Source organism: Streptomyces sp. NPDC005402, from assembly GCF_040606575.1.
Lineage (GTDB): Bacteria > Actinomycetota > Actinomycetes > Streptomycetales > Streptomycetaceae > Streptomyces.
Window position 1 is genome coordinate 91,020 of the sequence record NZ_JBEXFB010000028.1, and the last position, 15,910, is coordinate 106,929.

A 15,910-nucleotide genomic window follows, 5' to 3' on the forward strand; every position below is an offset into this window, starting at 1 on the left:
TCACTCCGGCGAGGTGAGCTCACTCGACGTCGGCCATCCCAAGCGACACCGAAAACGTTCAGGGAGAGAAACGGGTACTCGTACGCCGAGGACAATACTTTTATCGGCGGTGCCGCCGCGTGCCCTGTCGCGGTGGCAGAGTCAGCGTGATTTGCCGGACGAGTTGCTGGAAGCAGGTGAGGGAAGCGAGGGCCGGCAGGCATGCTCCGGCGATTCCGGTGACGGTCCTGTCTGCCTGCGCCACGCACAGCATTATCGCGACGGAGGAGAACAGCAGAACGATGCACCATGAGTGCACAGCTCGGCGCTGGTGCAGGGCAGTCCGGAGGATGGAGAGAGACGCCACCATCCAGGGGCCGTATACGAGAAGAGGCCACGTCGGGACCATGGCGCCTCCGGTCCCGGAGGTGATGTTCTGCAGAGGCCTATAGGCAACCATGCCGCCGAAGACGCTGACCATCGCTACGATCACGGCGACGAGCGCGACGATGAAGAAGCTGCCGGTCTGCAACCACTTGCGCCGGGTTTTGCGGGCGTGAAGCTTCCGGTGCCCGGCGGAGGAGCGTTGGATGGGCGGCAGATGGGCGGTGATCTGCGCCAGGTTCTCCAACGGGTCGGTGCAGGCTCCGCCGGGTGCGGGCTCGCTGCGAGGTTGCGGGATTCTGGCCGTCCGCTCCGCCGGAGCAGCCTCCTGCAGGAGATAGGCGAGTTCCTCGACCGGGTCCCAGCCTCCGGCGGGTGCGGTCAGGGGAACTCCTGAGTGGACGCTGTCGGCATGTCCGCCGTTCGAGCCGGTACTCGGCCCGTAGGAGTACGCGTCGGAGTAGTAGTCACGCTGCGCGAAGGCAGGATCGGCATAGTCATGATTCACGAAAATGCGACCCGTCACACTCTCCGCGGCGGCCGGAGTTCTCCTGACCGTTCCATCGTGAATTGAGTTCCTCCTGGACTTCCTCCAGTAGGGCGAGGAACTCGCGAAGCAGCGGCTCGGTGACCTGACGTTCGAACTGCACGTCATCCCCGGCCACCGCGCCCTGCACCATCAGCGCCGCGTACTCCGCACCAGGGTGGAAAGTGTACTTCCCCACTGTCAGATCGCGGACCGCAGAAATATTATCCGTCCTCGTGGTGCGTCGAGGCAGGTCATGGGTCCTTGATGTCGTCATGGCTTGATAACGCGGCCCCCGTCCTTCAGGGCGTGCGGCAAAAGAGTGAGCTACGAAGGCAGAAAACCTGAGAAAAGGGTTCTCAATCAATTATGCTACACATCTAACCCTGCACCGTATTGGTCGATAAATTCTTCTTCTCGACTCCACTTTAGGAGTAAATAGGATTCGCCGCCGGTGTAACTGGATGAAGAGTGCCGGCGATCACTGGGCCGGACACGACAGCGTCCATCGCCCTGGACAGCTGCGGCTGCGACCAGCGCAGTGCGGGGACGGATCACCGCATGGTGTCGTCCACCCGCACGCCGCCGCTGCGAGCGGCGCTCAGGGTCAGCTCAGGCCGTCCGCGAGGTGGGGCACCCGCAGGTCGGGGTCGAGCAGTAGCGCCAGTGCCACACGACGGTGTGGGACACGTACAGCGAGGAGGCGCCCCCGGCGAACTCGACCGGGGCCGGCGCAACGCGCGGTTACCGGTCGCCACGACCGTCACCTTCACCGCCACGCCCGACCCGGATTCCTACGTCAACGGCGGACCCGATCCGCCTGTCCGGCCTCCCCGACCGTGCGGTCCGGCTGCAACGCCACGTAGGCCGTGTTCTGCCCGACGGACGGCCTCCGCCCAGCGGATGACCGGACGGCCCGCTGCTCCAGCGGATGACCGGAGGGCCCCGGAGGGAGTGCACGGGCCGCACGGTCAGTGCACCGACAACCCCCCGTCCACGAAGAGCGACTGACCCGTGACGTAGGCCGAGGCCCCGCTCGCCAGGAAGACCGCGGCGCCCGCGAAGTCGTCGGGGAGGCCGTTGCGGCCGGTCATGGTGCGGGCGGCCAGGGACGCCACCTGCTCCGGGTCGGTGGCGAGGCGGGAGTTGAGGGGGGTCAGGACGAAGCCGGGGACGAGGGTGTTGCAGGTGACTCCGTGCGGTGACCAGGCCTCGGCCTGGGAGCGGGCCAGGGACTCCAGGCCGCCCTTGGAGACGCCGTAGGCACCGCTGTGGACGAAGGCGCGGTGGGCCTGCTGGGACGTGATGTGGACGATCCGGCCGAAGCCGCGCTCGGCCATGCCGGGGCCGAAACGCTGGCCCAGGAGGTAGGGGGCCTCCAGGTTGACCGCCATGGTGGTGTCCCACACGTCGTCGGTGAGCTCGGTCATCGGTGGACGCAGGTTGATCCCCGCGGAGTTGACCAGGATGTCCGGCTCGCCGAACAGAGCGGCGGCCGCCTCCGCCGCCGTACGGACACCCTCCCTGGTGCTCAGGTCTCCGCTCACCCAGGCGGCCCGGCAGCCGTCGGATGTCAACTCCTCGACCGCGGCGGCCAGTTCCGCCTCCCTGCGAGCCACGATCACCACGCTCGCCCCCGCCCGCGCCAACGCCCCCGCGATCGCCCGGCCGATGCCCGAACTTCCGCCGGTCACCAGGGCCACACGGCCGTCCAGCGAGAAGAGTTGGGAGAGATACGCCTGGGAAGTCATGCCCGCACCCTAAGTCGGTACCCGGTCCCCCATGACCCGCATTCTCGTCGGCACGTGCTCCTGGACCGATCCCGCGCTCGTCCGCAGCGGCTGGTACCCACCGGGGCGGCGGGACGCCGAGGGGCGGTTGCGGTACTACGCCGAGCGGTTCCCGGTGGTGGAGGTGGACGGCACGTTCTACGCCCTGCCCAGCGAGCGCAACAGCCGTCTGTGGGTGGAGCGCACGCCCGCCGGGTTCGTGTTCGACGTGAAGGCGTACGCGCCGCTCACCGGGCATCCGGTGAAGCAGGCCGCCCTCGCGGACGTCCCGCTGGACGAGGTGTGGGCGCGGTTCGCCGCCGGGATCGAGCCGTTGCGGGAGGCCGGACGGCTCGGCGGGGTGCTGTTCCAGTTTCCGCCGTGGCTGCGGCCGGGGGCGCGGGCGGAGCGGTTCCTGAAGGAGACCGCTGAACGCACCGCCGGGTGGCCCGTCCACGTGGAGTTCCGGCATCCGTCCTGGTGGGAGGAGGGCCGGCGGGACCTCACCCGCGCGCTGCTCGGCACGTACGACTTCGCGGCCGTCGGGGTGGACATGGCCCAGCAGCTGCCCGCCTCCCTGCCGCCGGTCATCCCCGTCACCGCGCCCCGGCTGTCCGTCGTGCGCTTCCACGGGCGCAGCGACTCCTGGGGGCGCGGCAGCAAGGAGGACCGTTTCCGGTACGACTACGAGAGCGCCGAACTCGCCGAGTGGGTCCCGCGGTTGCGCGCGGCGGCCGCCGAGACCGACGAGCTCCACGTCCTGTTCAACAACTGCTGCGGGGCGGCCGCCGTGCACGCCGCCGAAACCATGGCCGACCTGCTCAGCCCACGATCCTCACCGTCTTCGTCACGCTGATCTGGTCGACGTCGGAGACCCTGATCGTCGCCTTCATCCGCCAGTCGCCCGCCAGGGGCAGGGTCAGGTCGTTCGTGCCCCAGTAGCCGCCCTTGTTCTTCAGTTCGGCGTCGATCGGGCCGATCTTCTTGGCCGGGAGGGTGAAGGACAGCCGGAGTTCGGGGACCGTGGCGAGGCCTCCGTCGGCCGCGTAGACGATGGCCTGGACCGAGTTGTCGCCGGTGCGGCCCGGGTCGAGGGTGACCTGCACCTTGCCCGTGGCGCCGCCCACCGCGAAGGGGACCTCGGTGAGGGACGCGGCGGGCAGTCCGCCCGTGGCCGGGCCCGCTTCGGCTGCCTCGGCCTGCGCCCGCCCGGGCAGCGTGCCGCTCAGCACGGTGCTGAGCACCAGGACCACGACTCCGACGGCCACTTCGGCGAGGACGGAACGGCGCAGACCGTGCCGGTAGGCCGGTGCGGCCGGCCCGGGGGTGACGCGTGCCGGTGCCGAGGCCGACGGGGGTCCGCCCACCCGCTCCGGCACCTTCTCCCGTACGACCGTCTCCGCCTCCGCGTGCGTCTCGGCGGCGACCGTCACCAGCCGTCCCGTCCACCGCCGCGACAGCCTCGCCGCCGCCAGCAGCAGCGTCACCGCGAGCAGCTTGAGGACGAGCAGATGGCCGTACGTCGTGCCGGTGACGGCGTCCCAGGAGCCGAGGCCGCGCCAGGACTGGTAGACGCCCGTGCCGACCAGGACGGTCACGGAGGCGAAGGCCAGCCGGGAGAAACGGGCGACGACGGCGGCCGGAAGCTGCGACGGGGCCCGGTGCAGCGTGGTGAGCAGGGCCGCGAGGCCGCCCAGCCAGACCGCCATCGCCAGGACGTGCAGCACCGCGGACGTCATCGCCACCGGCACCTGGATCCCGGCGGACGCGTGCTCGGCGGCGGCCCAGGTCAGCGCGAGACCCACGGCGAGCGCGCCGCCCGCCGCCTGCCACGGGCGGGACAACCGCGACTCGCCGAGCCGCAGCAGTCGTACGAGGAAGAAGTACCCGACCAGCAGCAGCGCCAGCCGGACCAGGAGGGCCTCGCCGGGGCGGGTGCTCAGGGTGCGTTCGAACGCCTTCAGGGAGAACGCGGAGGCCGGGCCCGCCCCCGATTCGTACGGCGCCCGGAGCACCAGCAGGAACAGGGTCGAGCCGAGCAGGGTGCCCCAGCCCGCCCACAGGAGCCGGTGCAGGCCGGCCCACTCCGGGGGGCGGCAGGCGGTGAGGAAGACGGCCGTGCCGATGAGCAGGGCGACGGCGAGGTAGGCCAGGTAGCGGCCCATGTTGAAGAGGCTCTCCGTGGCCGGGTCCTCGGTCGGGCCGGTGTCCACGACCACGGTGGCCGGGGAGGGTTTGCCGACGGAGAAGGTGAAGGCGCCGGACACCGGGTGGCTGTCGGCCGAGACCACCCGCCAGGCCACCGTGTAGGTGCCCTGGGCGAGTCGTGCGGGCAGCGTGACCCTGGCCGTGTCCGAGCCGTCCGGCCCGTGTCCGGCGGCACCGACCTTCAGGCGCTTGCCGTCGGGGTCCAGCACCCGGAAGGAGTCGTCGAGCAGGCCGACGGACTCGGTGAAGGTCAGGGTGATGTCACGGGGGGCGGACTTGAGGACGGTTCCGTCCCCGGGGTCGGTGGCCCGGAGGGCCGCGTGGGCCGACGCCGCTCCCGCACCGCCGAAGAGGAGCAGGACCAGCACGGTGCCCAGCAGCACCAGCCCTTGAAGTCCTCGCCCTCGCCGGCCTGCGCTGCTGCCTGCACGCTCACACCTCACGTCACTACTCCGTACCTGGGCTCGCGGTCTTCCCGATAGGTACGCACGCGAGCCCCCGGGCACTCACCATGTCGGCCGGGCGGACATCCCTCCGTCCACCACCAGGTCGTGCCCGGTGACCCAGGACGCGAGCGGGGAGGCGAGGAACACGCACGCGTCGGCCACGTCCTCGGGCCGCCCGAGCCGCCCCAGGGCCGCCTTCCGCACCCACCGCTCCACCCCCTCCGGCCAGGCCTCCGCCAGGCCCTCCCGGTCGATCAGCCCGGGCGAGACGGTGTTCACGCGGACGCCGTGCGGACCGTACTCCAGGGCCGCTGCCCGCGCGTGCGCCACGATCGCGGCCTTGGAGGCGGAGTAGTGGGCGTGCCCGGGCGCGGGGTGACCCGCCTCGATGGACGCGATGTGGGTCACCGACCCGCCCGGGCGCATGAGCTCCGCGGCCGCCTGCGTACTCGCGAAGACGCTGGTGAGGTTGGTGTCGACGACCGCCCGCCAGTCCGCCGCCGTCATCCCGGGCAGGGGGTGGACGGGCTGCACGCCCGCGTTGTTGACCAGTGCGGTCAGTCCCCCGCCCCACGCGGCGGCCTCCCGCACCAGCCGCCGGCACGCGTCCTCGTCCCGCAGGTCCGCCTCCAGTACGACGGCCCGGGCGCCCGAGTCCTCGAGGCGCGAGGCCACTTCACGGGCCGCCGACACCGCCGTACGGCAATGGAGGGCGACCGCCGCGCCCTGCTCGGCGAACCGCAGGGCGATCCCCCGTCCGATGCCGCCGCCCGCGCCCGTGACCAGGGCCACCTGCCCTTCCAGGAGTCTCATGGGCGGCACAGTCCCGCGATCCGGGCGGCCTCGGCCGGATAACGCGCCGTCAGGTCGGCCGCGTCGCCGTGCTCGTAGTCCTCGTAGGTGAAGCCGGGTGCCATGGTGCAGCCGAAGAAGGTCCACGCGCCGCGGGTGCGGGCCCCCATCCAGGTGCCCGCGGGCACGGTCAGCTGGGGATGCTGGCCCTCGCGTATGTGCGGGCCCAGGACGGCGGTGGCCGTCGTGCCGTCCGGGGCGAGGAGCAGGAGGTCCAGGGGGTCGCCGAGGTAGTGGTGCCAGATCTCGTCGCTGGGCAGGCGGTGCAGGGCGGAGTAGTCGTCCGCGGTGAGGAGGGCGACGATCGCCGTGCCGTGCGGCCGTCCGTCGGCGCGCTCCTCGCCCGCCCAGGTCTGCCGGAACAGTCCGCCCTCGCGGGGGATCGGTATCAGGCCGTAGTGGGCGACTAAATCGTCAGGCGTCACCCGGAAAGGCTACCTCCCTTGCCAGAAAGGCCAGTTGGGCGCGCTTCTCGGGCAGATACACGCCGGGGACGTCGATCTCCGGCAGCACGACCGCGTCTCCGGCGACGAAGCCCTGCTTCACGAAGCGGGCGATGGCCTTCTCGTTGCGCACGTCGGGGTCGACCACGACCCGCCGCTTGTCCAGGCCCAGCAGCACGTACGAGGCCACGGCGGACAGCAGCGCCGACGACCAGCCGGGACGGTTGCCGTGCGGGCCGGGGGGCGGGAGCAGCAGGTGGATGCCGATGTCGCCGGGTTCGACGGGATAGCACTCGCTGACGCGGTCGGCCTCCGGATCGTAGGTCTGCAGGAGTCCGGCCGGTTCGCCGTCCTTCTCCAGCAGATAGGCGTGGTGGGTGTCGAGGGTGTCCAAGTGGGCGTAGATCTCGGCCACTTGCTGTTGTGTGAGGCCGTTCATGCCCCAGAACGCGGCGCGTTCCTCGCGGACCCAGGCGTGGACCGTCGCGACGTCGGCGTGCGGGTCGAGACGCAGGACGCGGATCGTGCCGAAGCCGTCCACTGTCCGGGTGTGGACCGCTTCACGGGTGGGGGTGTCGGACATCGGTCTCCTCAGTCTTCCTTCGTCAGGTGCTGCCAGTCGGTGACGACCGGGACGAGATCTCCCCTGAGCCACAAGGGGAGTTGGTCGCGGTGATGGGGTGAGCCGGGCAGTCCGGAGGCGCCCAGCGGGACCACCCAGAGGCTGTCCTCACGGCGGGCCAGGTCCCAGACGTAACGGGCGGCCGGGCCGCGCGCGGCGAGATCGGTGAACCCGGGCACCGCGGAGGTGCACAGCACGCAGTCGTGGTCGCCGGAGAGGGCGGGCGCGTCCCACGTGCTCTCGGGGAGCGCCTGCCAGGGGGCGAGACGGTGGGTGTCGCCCCAGGTGCCCGGCGGCGGCCCGGCGGCCACTTCTTCCAGGGCCTCGCGCACGACCTCGGTCCGGTCGATGCCGTACAACTCCTCGGCGCGCAGGAGGTGTTCGAGCGCGAAGGCGATACGGGGGACGAGGCCGAGCCAGGGCAGGAGGACATCGGGGTAGGCGGGCGGGTCGGCCAGGGCCGCGAACGCGGGGTGGGCGGCGAGCCGTCGTACGACCGCGCTGCGTACGGCGGCGTACAGGGCGGCCTCCCTGCTGCTCGCGGTCATGCGGCGATCCCAGCGGAGAATCGTTTCCCTCGTGGTCATGGCCCCGGGGCTCAGGTCGTCCAGCGCCTCGATGTGATCCAACAGGGGCTGTGCCGAGGCGAGATGGGTGTCCATGTGGATCCGCGGCATGTCGGCGGCCGACCAGCGCGCCTTCTCCCGCAGCAGGGCGGTGATGCGGTCCGCCCGGTGGGGCGGGGCGAACTCGACGCCGAGCGGGGCGGCGGGGCCGCGCTGGTTGGCCATCACGGCGATGCCGTCGGTGAGACCGGCGCGGGGGGTGTCGTGCCGGCCCCGCCAGTCGTGCCCCGGCTCCCAGGCGGGGACGGGCCGGAGCCGGTTGGCCTCCGCGCGCACCGGAACCCTTCCGGCGACCCGGTGCAGCAGCCCGCCCTCGGTGTCGGCGGCCTGTACGACGTTGACCGGCTCGGCCCACAGGTCGAAGGCGCGGCCCACGTCGGCGGTACGGCGGGCGCGGAGGAGGGGGAGGAGGGCGCTGAAGCCGAGGTCCTCGGTGACTCGGGGCGGATAGCGCAGGGAGAGGGCGAGGGGGGCCGGGGTGGGCCGGGGGGCTTGGAGGTCGGCGGAGTTCAGGTCCGCGAGGCCGTCCGACGCCTGCGGTGCGCGGAACGGGTCGGCGCCTGCCGTTCGCCGGTCGCTGGAGGCATCCGTGTCCGAGGAGGGGGAGCTCGGGTCCCCCGGCCGGCGGCCGCCGAAGGGCTCCCTGTCACGCTCCTGCGACGCGTCGAAGGCGCCCGCGTCCTCCTCCGGCACTCCCGCGTCCAGTCCTTCCGGGCCCCCCACGATCACCGGGCCCCGGTCCGTCTCGATCACCTCGATCTCGGTCGGGGCCTCGCCCGCCACCTCGACGGTCTCGGTGTGCCGGGTGGCGCGGTGCCAGGTGCCGTCCGGGCCGAGGGCCTCCACGCCGGCCCCCGTGCGGCGCAGCCGCTCCCGGTAGAGGTCCTGGTAGTCGGCCATGGCGTTGGTGATGGACCAGGCGACCGTGCCGGTGTGACCGAAGTGGGCGATGCCCGGCACGCCGGGGACGGCGAGGCCGATCACGTCGAACTCGGGGCAGACCAGGTGGATCTGCTGGTAGACGCCCGGGTCCTCGATGTAGCGGTGCGGGTCGCCCGCGAGGACGGCGTGGCCGGTGGTGGTGCGGGCGCCGGCGACCAGCCAGCCGTTGCTGCCGGAGGTGCCCGGGCCGTCGGCGGCGAAGAGGCCGACCGCGTCCGGGCCCAGGTGCCGTATCGCCTCGTCCCGCCAGAGCTTGGCCGGGAAACCGGCGAAGAGGATGTGCGTGGCGAGCCACACGCCGAGTGGAGTCCAGGGCTCCCAGCGCCCGGGGGCGAGGCCGAGGCGGGCGAACTCCGGGGCCGAGGTGGACGGCAGCTCCTCATTCACACCGTCGACGTACGCCCGGATCCACTCGGCCGTCTCCGGGTCCCGTCTCTCCAGCGCCCCGAAGCAGCGTCTCGCGGTGTCGTCCAGGCGGGCCCGTCTCGCGAGGACGTCCCAGGACAGGGCCCCGGCGCCGAGGAAGGCGGCCGAGGTGCCCTGCGCGCGGTGCCGTTCGACCTCCAGCTGCCAGGCACGGTCGCGGGCGGTGACCCGGCCCTGGGCGCGGGCGAGTTCACGCGCGCTGCCCGCGCGGAGATGGGGGATCCCCCAGGCGTCGCGGCAGATCTCGATGCTCACCCTCGAACCCGCTTCCATTTAAGTTAGGCTTACCTAAGTTTCCCTGGTGAGGGAATCGTACGCGAAGGGTGGGAAACCATGGGGCAGGGGCACGGCTGGGAGGGAGCGGTCCTCCGACTGCTGCGCGCGAAGGACTTCCTGTGCACCGTGACCGGCGCCGAGGACGTCACCGGCACGTACCGGCGGGTGCACCTCACCGACGGCGGGATGCTGGCGGTCACCGGCGTCCATCCGACGATGTGGGTGCGGCTGTGGTTCTCCGCCGCGGGCAAGTCGCACCAGCGCGCCTACACCCTGGTCGACCCGGACCCCGAGAAGGGCACCTTCACCCTGGAGTTCGCGCTGCACGACGGCGTCGCCAGCGACTGGGCCCGCACCACCCAGCCCGGCGACACCGTCGAGGCCACCGTCCACGGCACCGGTTTCGACCGCCCCGACCCGGAGCCCACCCACGTCTTCGCCTTCGGCGACCCGGCCTCCCTGCCCGCCCTCAACTCCCTTCTCGACGCCCTGGACTCCTCCCCCGCGACGGTCTGGTTCGAGGGCGGCGACGAAGACCTCCCCTTCCGCACCGACCCGTCCCGCCACGAGGTCCGCCGGGTGCTCCGCCTCGACTCCGGGACACACCTCGTCGCCCAGGCGAAGGCGGACCTGCCCGGCCTGCTGAAGGGCCACCCGGACGCGTACGTCTGGATCGCCTGCGACACGGCGACGACGAGGACCCTGTCGTCGTACGTCCGCAAGGAGCTCGGCGTGCCGAAGGACCGGGTGCACGCGCTCGGCTACTGGCGGGACCAGCCCGTCGGCTCCCGGTAGAGGCGCGCTGCCGACGGGGGCATGATCGGGGACATGGACGTCACCCTTCACCTCGCCCAGGATTCCGAGGCCGACGAACTCCTCGGCCGCTCCCCGCTCGCCGCGCTGGTCGGGATGCTGCTGGACCAGCAGGTCCCGATGGAGTGGGCGTTCAAGGGCCCCCGCACCATCGCGGACCGCCTCGGCGCGAGCGACCTCGACGCGCACGACATCGCGGCCCAGGATCCTGAGGCCTTCATCGCGCTGCTCTCCGAGAAGCCGGCCGTACACCGCTACCCCGGTTCGATGGCCAAGCGGATCCAGCAGCTGTGCCAGTACCTCGTCGAGCACTACGACGGTGAGGCCGAGCTGGTCTGGAAGGGCGTCAACGACGGCCGCGAGCTGCTGCGCCGCCTGGAGGAGCTGCCGGGGTTCGGGAAACAGAAGGCGCAGATCTTCCTGGCGCTGCTGGGCAAGCAGCTCGGCGTCCGGCCGAAGGGCTGGCGGGAGGCCGCGGGCGCCTACGGCGAGCCGGAGTCCTTCCGGTCCGTCGCCGACATCACCGGACCCGAGTCGCTGACGAAGGTCCGCGCGCACAAGCAGGAGATGAAGGCGGCGGCGAAGGCGGCCAAGGCGGCCGGAAAGTCCTAGTCAGCCGGGTGGCCCGCCCCGAGTGGCCGCGTGGTGCACGGCGGTCCCAGCATGGAACATGACCCAGTTCGACGACCGCTTCGAGGACCGTTTCGACGACCGCAAGGTCCACGCGGGCCATCCGCCAGGCAGCTCGTCGCACGCGCCCGAACCGCCCTTCGAGGGCCCCTTGCACGCCCTCGCCCGGGCCGCCTGGCAGGTCGTCCTGCTCACCGGCGCCGCCTCCCTGATCCTGGGCGTCCTGGTCCTGGTCTGGCCCGGCGCCTCCCTGCTCGCGGCGGGTGTCCTCTTCGGCGTCTACCTCCTGATCAGCGGTGTCTTCCAGCTGGTCGCGGCCTTCGGCACGCACAGGACGACCGCCCTGCGCGTCCTGGCCTTCGTCAGCGGCACCCTGTCGATCCTGCTGGGCCTGTTCTGTCTGCGCGGCCCGATGCGGTCGGTCCTGCTGCTCGCCCTGTGGATCGGCATCGGCTGGCTGATCCGCGGCATCACCCAGACCCTGGCCGCCGCGTCCGACCGTTCGATGCCGGCCCGCGGCTGGCAGATCCTCCTCGGAGCGCTCACCTTCGTCGCCGGGATCGTGCTGATCGACTCCCCCTTCGAGTCGGTCGCCGTCCTCACCCTGGTCGGCGGCATCTGGCTGGTCGTCGTGGGAGTCGTCGAGATCGTCACCGCCCTCAGCATCCGCACCCGGGCCGGGCAGGTACCGCACACGGTGTGACCTGGCCGCGGCTGCACCCGCGCTGCTCGGACGGCGACTGGCGGACACCGCCCCCGATCTCCGCCAAGCCCTCACGGCAGGCAAGCCCCGTCGACCTTGCCCGGCCACGCACGCACCACCGGAACCCACGAGCGCCGCCCGCACCACCCGACGACCTCGGCACACCAGCGCCGCCCCCGTGGACAGGCGGACCGCCCCCCCGACCGCTTGCATCCCGGACGCCGATGAGCGGCGACCGACGGGGTACCACCCGATGTCTCCCTCCCCGCAGCCACAACCCACCGGCATCCACCCTGCCGCGACGGATTGCGGCCACGCAGCAAGGCACGGGCGCTGCCACCCACCACCGGCATCTTCACCGCCCGAGTCGCGGCCCCACGCGTGGCAGGCCGGACCGACAGGCGTCACCCCACCACCGCCCCGGGCGACGAGCGACATCCGCCGGACGGCGACCAGCAGGCGCCACCCCCCCGACGCCCTCTCCCACCGTCACGCCCCACCACCGGTATCTGCACCGCCGCGACCGAGTCGCGGCCCCGCGCGTGCCAGGCGGGAACCGACAGGCGTCACCCGACCATCGCCGCCCCCGCCCCCACCCACGCCCGCACCGCACCACCGGTAGGCGCCCGCCGCGCACGCACGCTGCTGCGGTCGGGTGAATTGCGCGGCCGAAGTGATGAACCGCGCGTGCCGGACGGGGAGACGACCTGTGTGAGTTCCGTACGACGTCCCCCGCGCAGCCGTGAGTGGCTGCGGGCGCTCGTGCTGCTGCTCGCGTTGGTGGTTCCCGGCGCGCATGTCGAGGCGCATGCAATGCCGCCCGTCCCGGCCGGGGAGCTCGTCGAGTACGACGTCCTCGACACGGCCCTGCGGCCACCGGCCAGGGCCGTTCACCGTGTGGCCGTACCTCTGCGGCCCGTTCCGTGGCCGGAGGGGGTTCCCGGTGTGCCGGCGGACCGTCCCCTCCCGGCGCCCCCGCGGCCGCCGTACACGCTGCCCGCCCTGCGTTCCGTGATCCTGCGCTGCTGACAGAGCCCGCTTCCCCCAGGCCCGCTTCAGCACTCACGCGAGGAACACCGTCATGCCCACCGACCCGTACGCAGTCCTGCGCGCCCTGCTGCGCGCGGAGGCCGCACGCAGTGCGCCGAAACCGCAGAGCACGAACAAGCAGCCGCCGGTGAGAGAGGAGAAGCGCGGCTGATCCTCCGGAGGGGGCAGGTGGAGCTACCGCCGCCTCCTCCGGGCCGTACCGAAGACCGAGCGGGTGATCTCCCGCCCGATCTGCGTGCCCAGCGACCGCGCGAGCGACTTGAACATGCCGCTGCCGACGACCTGTTCGACGACGGAGGGGTCCTCCTTGCGCGAGGACGGGGGCGGCGGGGCCTTCATCTCGTCCGGACCCTTGGCACCGCGGGAGTCCAGCTTCTCGTAAGCCGACTCCCTGTCCACAGCCTGTGCGTAACGCCCGTACAGCGAGGACGACTCGACCGCCGAGTCCAGCGCACCGGCGTCGACGGGTCCCATCAGGGACTCGGGGGCGCGCAGGCGGGTCGCGGCGACGGGCGTGGGAGCCCCCTTCTCGCTCAGCACCGTCACCACGGCCTCCCCCGTCCCCAGGCCGGTGAGCAGCTCCTCCAAGTCGTACGCGGAGTCGGGGAAGGTCCGCACGGTCGCCTTCAACGCCTTCTGGTCGTCCGGTGTGAAAGCCCGCAGCGCGTGCTGGACCCGGTTGCCGAGCTGGGCGAGGACGTCGGCGGGTACGTCCTTCGCGGTCTGGGTGACGAAGAAGACGCCGACTCCTTTCGAGCGAATCAGCCGCACGGTCTGCGTGAGGGCGTCGAGGAACGCCTTCGAGGCCCCGTTGAAGAGCAGATGCGCCTCGTCGAAGAAGAAGACGAGCTTCGGCTTGTCGACGTCCCCGACCTCCGGCAGATCGTGGAAGAGATCGGCGAGCAGCCACATCAGGAAGGTCGAGAAGAGCCGCGGCCGGTCCTGTACGGCGGCCAGCTCCAGGACGGACACGAGCCCGCGCCCGTCGTCCGCGGTGCGCAGCAGCTCGGCGGTGTCGAACTCCGGCTCCCCGAAGAAGTCGGCCATGCCCTCCGCCTCGAAGGCCGTGAGGGAGCGCAGGATCACTCCCGCCGTGGCCGTGCTCAGACCGCCGATGCCCTTCAGCTCACCCTTGCCCTCGTCGGAGGTGAGGAAGGCGACGACGGCCCGCAGGTCCTTGAGGTCGACCAGTTCCAGCCCCTTCTGGTCGGCGTAGTGGAAGATCAGGCCGAGGGACTGCTCCTGGGTCTGGTTGAGCTGGAGCACCTTGGCGAGGAGCAGCGGCCCGAAGCTGGTGACGGTGGCCCGGACCGGAATGCCGTGCCCGATGCCGCCGAGGGCGTAGAACTCCGCGGGAAATCCGGTGGCCTCCCACCGCTGGTGCACGTCCGCGGCCCTGGCCTGCACCTTCTCGTTCCGCACGCCCGGCTCGGAGATCCCCGACACATCGCCCTTGATGTCGGCGAGGAAGACGGGCACCCCCTGCGCCGACAACTGCTCGGCGATCAGCTGGAGCGTCTTGGTCTTGCCGGTGCCGGTGGCGCCGGCGACGAGCCCGTGCCGGTTGAGCATCGGCAGGGGGATTTTGACCTGCGCGTCCGGGAGGCAGACGCCGTCCCACAGCAGCGCGCCGAGATCGAGCGCGGGCCCGGTGAAGGCGTAGCCGGAGGCGATCTCCAGGGCCTCCCGGGGCAGCGCGGCGGAGCCGGACTGTGCCTCCGGCATGGACCGGTCGGCGGTTGCCGCGGCGGCACCCGTGACGTCCTGCTGCGGGGTCTTTCGCTCGCTCATACCAAACCCCTGCTCCCGTTACGCACCGTTTCGCGGCTTTTTTTCCAGCGTCGCACTCGCTCGCCATGGCTGCGCCCGGAAGGTCTTGACCGGTAGGCTTTCCGTGTGATCTTCAAGCGCATCGGAAACGGCCGGCCGTACCCCGACCACGGCCGGGAAAGCACCCGGCAGTGGGCGGACGTCGCACCGCGCCCGGTCCGCCTCGATCAGCTGGTGACGACCAAGGGCCAACTCGACCTGGAGACCCTGCTCGCCGAGGACTCGACGTTCTACGGCGACCTGTTCGCGCACGTCGTGAAATGGCAGGGCGACCTGTACCTGGAGGACGGCCTCCACCGCGCGGTGCGGGCGGCGCTCCAGCAGCGACAGGTGCTGCACGCGCGTGTGCTCGAGCTGGACTGAGTGACCACGCTGTAAAGGTTTGGCCCTTTCGGGTTCTCCTGCGCGGCCGTCAATGATCATCTAGTAGGCATCGCCGCCCGGGCGCACTACGCTGCGCCCATGAGCATGCTGACGCCCCCCGGCATGGGCGGTAAGTACCGGATCACGGGCGACAAGTACCCCCGGATGCGTCGGCCCCGGCGGCGCGGCAGGCTCGTGCTCGGTGTGGTGGCCTCCGTCGCCGCGCTGAGCCTGGTCGGCTGGGGCACGCTCCAGCTCATCGACGTGTTCACGGGCGGCGGTGACCGGGCCTCCGCGGCCGGCACCAAGTCGGGCTGCACGACGAAGGCCGGCGCCTCCCCCTCCGCGGCCCCTCTCCCCAAGCCGGGCCAGATCACGGTGAACGTCCTGAACGCCACGGCTCGCGGCGGACTCGCCAAGGAGACGGCGGACGAGCTGAAGAAGCGGGGCTTCAAGATCGGCGACGTGGGCAACGCGACGGCGACCTACGACAAGAAGGTCAAGGGCACGGGGATCCTGCTCGGCCCGTCGTCCGCCCTCAAGACCTCCCTGCCGGTCCTCGCGACCCAGCTGGCCTCCGCCGAGACCCGCACGGACACCCGCAAGGGCACCGAGGTCGACCTGATCATCGGAACCGGCTTCAAGGCCCTGAGCACCAAGGCCGCCGCCGACAAGGCACTGGCCGCACTGAGTGCGCCCGAGCCGACGGGCGCGGTGTCAAAGAAGAACTGCGGGTAGCTGCGCCGGGCTTGGACGCCTAGGGGGGTGCCGGGTGAGGTTGTGGGGCGGGTACAGGCCGGTGGGGGCTTGTCGCGCAGTTCCCCGCGCCCCTGGGGAGTTGCAGTCACCGTGCGCAGGACGGACCGTTCGCCGCGTACGGCGCGCAGGGGACGGGGTGGGGGGTGCCCGCCCGCAGCGGCCGGCGTCCGTCACCGAGCCCCTCTGAAGCAGCCGAGCCGCCGGACCGAGGACGGACACCCCCCCCCCCCCCCCCCCCCCCCCCCCCCCACCCCCACCCCCAC

16 protein-coding genes are annotated in these 15,910 nt (G+C 71.8%); 7 read left to right on the forward strand and 9 right to left on the reverse strand.

Annotated features, from left to right (window positions below; all coding sequences use genetic code 11):
- Positions 1–100: 100 nt before the first annotated feature.
- The 3 genes from ABZT02_RS38395 to ABZT02_RS38405 form a co-directional block, all read right to left on the reverse strand.
- On the reverse strand, positions 101–889 hold the full coding sequence (locus ABZT02_RS38395) for a DUF2637 domain-containing protein (protein WP_356026301.1): 789 nt from the start codon (positions 887–889) through the stop codon (positions 101–103).
- On the reverse strand, positions 861–1,088 hold the full coding sequence (locus tag ABZT02_RS38400) for a hypothetical protein (RefSeq protein ID WP_356026303.1): 228 nt from the start codon (positions 1,086–1,088) through the stop codon (positions 861–863). Before ABZT02_RS38400 ends, ABZT02_RS38395 begins: the two co-directional genes overlap by 29 nt.
- 772 nt (positions 1,089–1,860) lie before the next feature.
- Positions 1,861–2,640, reverse strand: a complete 780-nt coding sequence (locus tag ABZT02_RS38405; protein WP_356026304.1) for an SDR family oxidoreductase — start codon at positions 2,638–2,640, stop codon at positions 1,861–1,863.
- 31 nt (positions 2,641–2,671) lie between these two features.
- Here ABZT02_RS38405 and ABZT02_RS38410 point away from each other — a divergent pair, with 31 nt between their 5' ends.
- Positions 2,672–3,514: a DUF72 domain-containing protein gene (locus tag ABZT02_RS38410; protein ID WP_356026307.1), complete on the forward strand. Its 843-nt coding sequence runs from the start codon at positions 2,672–2,674 to the stop codon at positions 3,512–3,514.
- On the opposite strand, the gene ABZT02_RS38415 is transcribed toward ABZT02_RS38410, so the two are convergent.
- The 5 genes from ABZT02_RS38415 to ABZT02_RS38435 all read right to left on the reverse strand — a co-directional run bounded on the left by ABZT02_RS38415 (position 3,480) and on the right by ABZT02_RS38435 (position 9,478).
- Positions 3,480–5,249: a copper resistance protein CopC gene (locus ABZT02_RS38415; protein WP_356026309.1), complete on the reverse strand. Its 1,770-nt coding sequence runs from the start codon at positions 5,247–5,249 to the stop codon at positions 3,480–3,482. The two genes, ABZT02_RS38410 and ABZT02_RS38415, sit on opposite strands and share 35 nt — an antisense overlap.
- Before the next feature lie 123 nt (positions 5,250–5,372).
- Positions 5,373–6,125: a glucose 1-dehydrogenase gene (locus ABZT02_RS38420; protein ID WP_356026311.1), complete on the reverse strand. Its 753-nt coding sequence runs from the start codon at positions 6,123–6,125 to the stop codon at positions 5,373–5,375.
- The gene (locus ABZT02_RS38425; protein WP_356026314.1) at positions 6,122–6,589 is read right to left on the reverse strand and encodes a cupin domain-containing protein; all 468 of its coding nucleotides are present in this window, start codon (positions 6,587–6,589) and stop codon (positions 6,122–6,124) included. Before ABZT02_RS38425 ends, ABZT02_RS38420 begins: the two co-directional genes overlap by 4 nt.
- A complete protein-coding gene (locus ABZT02_RS38430; RefSeq protein WP_356026316.1) occupies positions 6,579–7,190 on the reverse strand; it encodes a GNAT family N-acetyltransferase in 612 nt (203 codons plus the stop codon). The genes ABZT02_RS38425 and ABZT02_RS38430 overlap by 11 nt, the downstream gene beginning before the upstream one ends.
- Positions 7,191–7,198: 8 nt before the next feature.
- Positions 7,199–9,478 (reverse strand): penicillin acylase family protein, encoded by a 2,280-nt coding sequence (locus tag ABZT02_RS38435; RefSeq protein ID WP_356026319.1) that lies wholly within the window; start codon positions 9,476–9,478, stop codon positions 7,199–7,201.
- Between the two features lie 78 nt (positions 9,479–9,556).
- Here ABZT02_RS38435 and ABZT02_RS38440 point away from each other — a divergent pair, with 78 nt between their 5' ends.
- The 4 genes from ABZT02_RS38440 (at position 9,557) to ABZT02_RS38455 (ending at position 12,674) form a co-directional block, all read left to right on the forward strand.
- Positions 9,557–10,294 (forward strand): siderophore-interacting protein, encoded by a 738-nt coding sequence (locus ABZT02_RS38440; protein WP_356026321.1) that lies wholly within the window; start codon positions 9,557–9,559, stop codon positions 10,292–10,294.
- 33 nt (positions 10,295–10,327) lie between these two features.
- Positions 10,328–10,924 carry an HhH-GPD-type base excision DNA repair protein gene (locus tag ABZT02_RS38445; RefSeq protein ID WP_356026324.1) on the forward strand — a complete coding sequence of 199 codons (597 nt, stop codon included), beginning with the start codon at positions 10,328–10,330 and terminating at the stop codon, positions 10,922–10,924.
- A gap of 58 nt (positions 10,925–10,982) precedes the next feature.
- A complete protein-coding gene (locus ABZT02_RS38450) occupies positions 10,983–11,645 on the forward strand; it encodes an HdeD family acid-resistance protein (protein ID WP_356026326.1) in 663 nt (220 codons plus the stop codon).
- A gap of 711 nt (positions 11,646–12,356) precedes the next feature.
- Positions 12,357–12,674 (forward strand): hypothetical protein, encoded by a 318-nt coding sequence (locus tag ABZT02_RS38455; protein ID WP_356026329.1) that lies wholly within the window; start codon positions 12,357–12,359, stop codon positions 12,672–12,674.
- Between the two features lie 195 nt (positions 12,675–12,869).
- Here ABZT02_RS38455 and ABZT02_RS38460 read toward each other — a convergent pair whose 3' ends face one another.
- Complete coding sequence (locus ABZT02_RS38460) at positions 12,870–14,420, reverse strand: helicase HerA-like domain-containing protein (RefSeq protein ID WP_356026341.1); 1,551 nt, start codon at positions 14,418–14,420, stop codon at positions 12,870–12,872.
- Between the two features lie 171 nt (positions 14,421–14,591).
- Here ABZT02_RS38460 and ABZT02_RS38465 point away from each other — a divergent pair, with 171 nt between their 5' ends.
- Together ABZT02_RS38465 and ABZT02_RS38470 are read left to right on the forward strand one after the other, a co-directional pair.
- Positions 14,592–14,888 carry a type II toxin-antitoxin system VapB family antitoxin gene (locus ABZT02_RS38465; protein ID WP_003999914.1) on the forward strand — a complete coding sequence of 99 codons (297 nt, stop codon included), beginning with the start codon at positions 14,592–14,594 and terminating at the stop codon, positions 14,886–14,888.
- 123 nt (positions 14,889–15,011) lie between these two features.
- Positions 15,012–15,626: a LytR C-terminal domain-containing protein gene (locus tag ABZT02_RS38470; protein ID WP_356026343.1), complete on the forward strand. Its 615-nt coding sequence runs from the start codon at positions 15,012–15,014 to the stop codon at positions 15,624–15,626.
- The last annotated feature ends 284 nt before the right edge of the window (positions 15,627–15,910 follow it).

Excerpts from the sequence above, each read along its gene's own strand:
- ABZT02_RS38450 (WP_356026326.1), top strand. The coding sequence starts at position 10,983 with ATGACCCAGTTCGACGACCGCTTCGAGGACCGTTTCGACGACCGCAAG.
- ABZT02_RS38445 (WP_356026324.1), top strand. The coding sequence starts at position 10,328 with ATGGACGTCACCCTTCACCTCGCCCAGGATTCCGAGGCCGACGAACTC.
- ABZT02_RS38430 (WP_356026316.1), bottom strand. The coding sequence starts at position 7,190 with ATGTCCGACACCCCCACCCGTGAAGCGGTCCACACCCGGACAGTGGAC.
- ABZT02_RS38410 (WP_356026307.1), top strand. The coding sequence starts at position 2,672 with ATGACCCGCATTCTCGTCGGCACGTGCTCCTGGACCGATCCCGCGCTC.
- ABZT02_RS38440 (WP_356026321.1), top strand. The coding sequence starts at position 9,557 with ATGGGGCAGGGGCACGGCTGGGAGGGAGCGGTCCTCCGACTGCTGCGC.
- ABZT02_RS38460 (WP_356026341.1), bottom strand. The coding sequence starts at position 14,420 with ATGCCGGAGGCACAGTCCGGCTCCGCCGCGCTGCCCCGGGAGGCCCTG.
- ABZT02_RS38420 (WP_356026311.1), bottom strand. The coding sequence starts at position 6,125 with ATGAGACTCCTGGAAGGGCAGGTGGCCCTGGTCACGGGCGCGGGCGGC.
- ABZT02_RS38470 (WP_356026343.1), top strand. The coding sequence starts at position 15,012 with ATGGGCGGTAAGTACCGGATCACGGGCGACAAGTACCCCCGGATGCGT.
- ABZT02_RS38405 (WP_356026304.1), bottom strand. The coding sequence starts at position 2,640 with ATGACTTCCCAGGCGTATCTCTCCCAACTCTTCTCGCTGGACGGCCGT.